2 protein-coding genes, 1 tRNA gene and 1 pseudogene are annotated in these 2,768 nt (G+C 53.5%); 3 read left to right on the top strand and 1 reads right to left on the bottom strand.

Going from position 1 to position 2,768, the window contains the following annotated elements:
* Window positions 1-669: pseudogene (locus Q0711_RS09735) on the top strand (hypothetical protein); the annotation flags it as partial.
* Window positions 670-693: 24 nt separating this feature from the next.
* A tRNA-Leu gene (locus Q0711_RS09730) sits at window positions 694-775 on the top strand.
* Between the two features lie 5 nt (window positions 776-780).
* Here the strand turns inward: Q0711_RS09730 and Q0711_RS09725 are convergent.
* Window positions 781-2,220, bottom strand: coding sequence for a TldD/PmbA family protein (locus Q0711_RS09725; protein WP_299042427.1), 1,440 nt, complete (start codon window positions 2,218-2,220; stop codon window positions 781-783).
* Between the two features lie 45 nt (window positions 2,221-2,265).
* On the opposite strand from Q0711_RS09725, the gene Q0711_RS09720 reads away from it, so the two are divergent.
* Window positions 2,266-2,768: TMEM165/GDT1 family protein (locus Q0711_RS09720; protein WP_299042424.1), on the top strand; the 503-nt coding region annotated here is incomplete at its 3' end.

Raw genomic sequence — 2,768 nt, 5'->3', positions numbered from 1 at the left:
ATGATGCGCTTTGCCATTAAACACGGCAGCCGCCACAATGAGGCCCGCCATCTCTATAACTTGGCCTTTCACTATCGGCGGTTTATTGAGAGTCTGGTTCACTACCAACGACCCCACCTCACGCAAAAATGTGTGAATTATCTGCGTACCTACGGCAATGAAGTGTATGAGCTGGCGCAGAGTAGTCCCGCCCTTTATTTCATCGTTGATGTCTTTGCCGCCGAGTTAAAGAAGATATTAATCCTCGTGAACGAGCAGCGGTGGCAAGAGCAACTGCAATTGGAACTCCTAGAGGAGATGCTGCGCTTGGATAGCCCTCCAGAACTGCGCCAACTCCAAAATGGCGATCGCGGCAGAAGTACGGGGGTGGGGGTTCGCCTGCTGCAAATGGGACTTGCTCTGTTTTACTTAGCGCGGCAGCAACCCCAGTTTGCCCAGCGGATTGTCGAGGACATGGTGGAGGATGTCGCGGTTCTTGGATTGTCAGAATTCAAACGCCTCTTTCAGCAAAATTGCGATCGCCTACGTCATGCTCAGCCCAAGTTTTGGGAGGACACGGATCGCGGCAATGCCAATTTGTACTATTCAGAAGACATAGAGCAACTTCCTGTCCTGCAAGCCCTTGTGGAGCGTGCCTGTGACACCCTTAGGATAGCTCAGCTCTCCTAAAGCATGGTATAGTAAAAAATCTGAGGGCGAGTGGCGAAATGGTAGACGCACTACACTCAAAATGTAGCGGGGTTTCCCCATGTCAGTTCGAGTCTGACCTCGCCCATTCATTCAACCGCCACCAAACACTTGAATATTGGCAAAGGCACAGACCGGTGAGCCATGACCGACACGAATGGCTTGGTTAGGTTCTCCCTTACCACAAAACGGTGTCCCAAAAATCTCAAAGGTGGAGGCGTCTCCCACAGCAATTAGACTCTGCCAAAATTCAGGGGTTGTGCCCCGATAGTTGGGATTGCGCACTGTCCGCGTTAGGCAGCCATTTTCTATCAGCTTGGCATACTCACAGCCAAACTGAAATTTGAGGCGATAGTCGTCAATAGACCAGGAGCGATTGGATTCCATGTACACCCCAAATTCAATGTTGGCAATGATCTCGGCAAAGGACTGCGTCCCCGGCTCGATATTCAGATTCGCCATCCGGTCAATGGGGGGACGATTCCAAGAACAGGCGCGGGCGTTAGCAACACCGGGAACCCCGGCTCGCTGCTGACTTTCGAGACTGCCCAACCCCCGCAGGAGGCGTCCTTCCTTGATGAGATACATGCGCTGGGCAGGCACTCCCAAGTCATCAAAGGCGTAGCTTGCAAGCTCGCCGGGAATGGTTGGATCGAAGGTGACATTCAAAAGGGGAGAGCCATACTGTCGCTGACCAAAGTCTTCAAGGCGAATAAAACTGCCGCCGGCGTAGTTGCGCTCATCTCCCAAAATGCGGTCTAGTTCCAGGGGATGGCCAATGCTCTCATGGATTTGCAGCATCATTTGGTCAGGAGCGAGTACCAAGGTGGTCGTGGTTTCTGGACACGCCGGGGCGCTGAGGAGTTCAACGGCCTGCTCGCCAATGTGACGGGCGCGATCGCTCAACTGATCCGCCCTCAGCCACTCCCATCCGCCTTGGTAACAGCGGGCTAACCAACCGTGATCGGTTCGTTGCTGAATGACGCCTGCCGCCTGAGCCGTGGCGCTCATATCGGTGAGGACTTGGTAAAACTGCTGTTCAATTTGACCACCGTCACTGGTGAACCACTGACTAGTCGTCTCTACGGTTTGCACAAAGGCACGGGTTTGCACGATGTCGTCACTCACCTTGAGGCTCTGGCAAATGTCCTTGAGCAGGTGATTCACCTCGGCTGCTGAAAGTTGGTCAAAAGGTTGCTGTTGGGGTGATCGATAGTATCCCTTGCCCTTGCCCCGTGCCGCCGGCGTAAAGTTAAAGATTCGCCAATGGTTAGCGGCTTTGGCCTGTTGATAGGCTGTTTGGATGGCGGCATGGAGAGCAGTTGGTTGGAGATTAGGGGTGGCTGCATAGGCAAACTGGCCGTTGACCAGTACCTCGACCATGACCCCCACTTGGCGCGATCGCTGGTTTGTTTCCGGCTGTCCATCGCGGGCACTGCGCGTGGTCACAATTTCTTCAACGTAACGCAGCCCTAACCAATCGAGGGGCAAATCAACCTGATTCAAAATGGCAGCAAAATTCGGGGCAGTCATGGCAGCGTGCTACCTTAAGGGATGGTCAAGTTGGAATCCTTTCCTATGCTAACGGCTTTTACTGCGGCGCTGACCCTCATCACCCTTGGCGAACTGGGAGACAAAACTTTCTTTATTTCCATGATTCTGGCAACCCGTCATTCAAAACGATGGGTGTTCTTGGGGGGATGGGGCGCGCTCACGCTGATGACCCTGTTGTCGGTGGCCCTAGGCAAGGTTTTTCAACTTTTACCGCGAGAGTTCACCTTCTATGCTGCGATTTTGCTCTTTACGATTTTCGGTCTGAAGATGCTGATTCAGGGGCTGCGGATGGGAGACGCCCCCTGTGAAGACGAGTGCGAAGCGGCAGCGGAAACGGTGGAAAAAGCAGAAGCCAATCTCAGCCGTTGGGGGAATAATCCTGCTTGGGCAACTGTTGGGGAGGCCTTTAGTCTCACGTTCATTGCTGAATGGGGCGATCGCACCCAAATCGCTACGATTACCCTTGCTGCCACTAGCCATGCTTTAGGCGTTGCCCTCGGTGCCATTGTTGGTCATGGCATTTGTAT

The sequence above is a fragment of the uncultured Thermosynechococcus sp. genome (assembly GCF_937958135.1).
Lineage (GTDB): Bacteria > Cyanobacteriota > Cyanobacteriia > Thermosynechococcales > Thermosynechococcaceae > Thermosynechococcus.
The sequence above is the reverse complement of the archived record's forward strand: the minus strand, read 5'-3'. Positions and strand labels throughout refer to the sequence as shown.

Bases quoted from the DNA above. Each gene is read 5' to 3' on its own strand.
- Q0711_RS09725 (WP_299042427.1), bottom strand. From the start codon at position 2,220: ATGACTGCCCCGAATTTTGCTGCCATTTTGAATCAGGTTGATTTGCCC.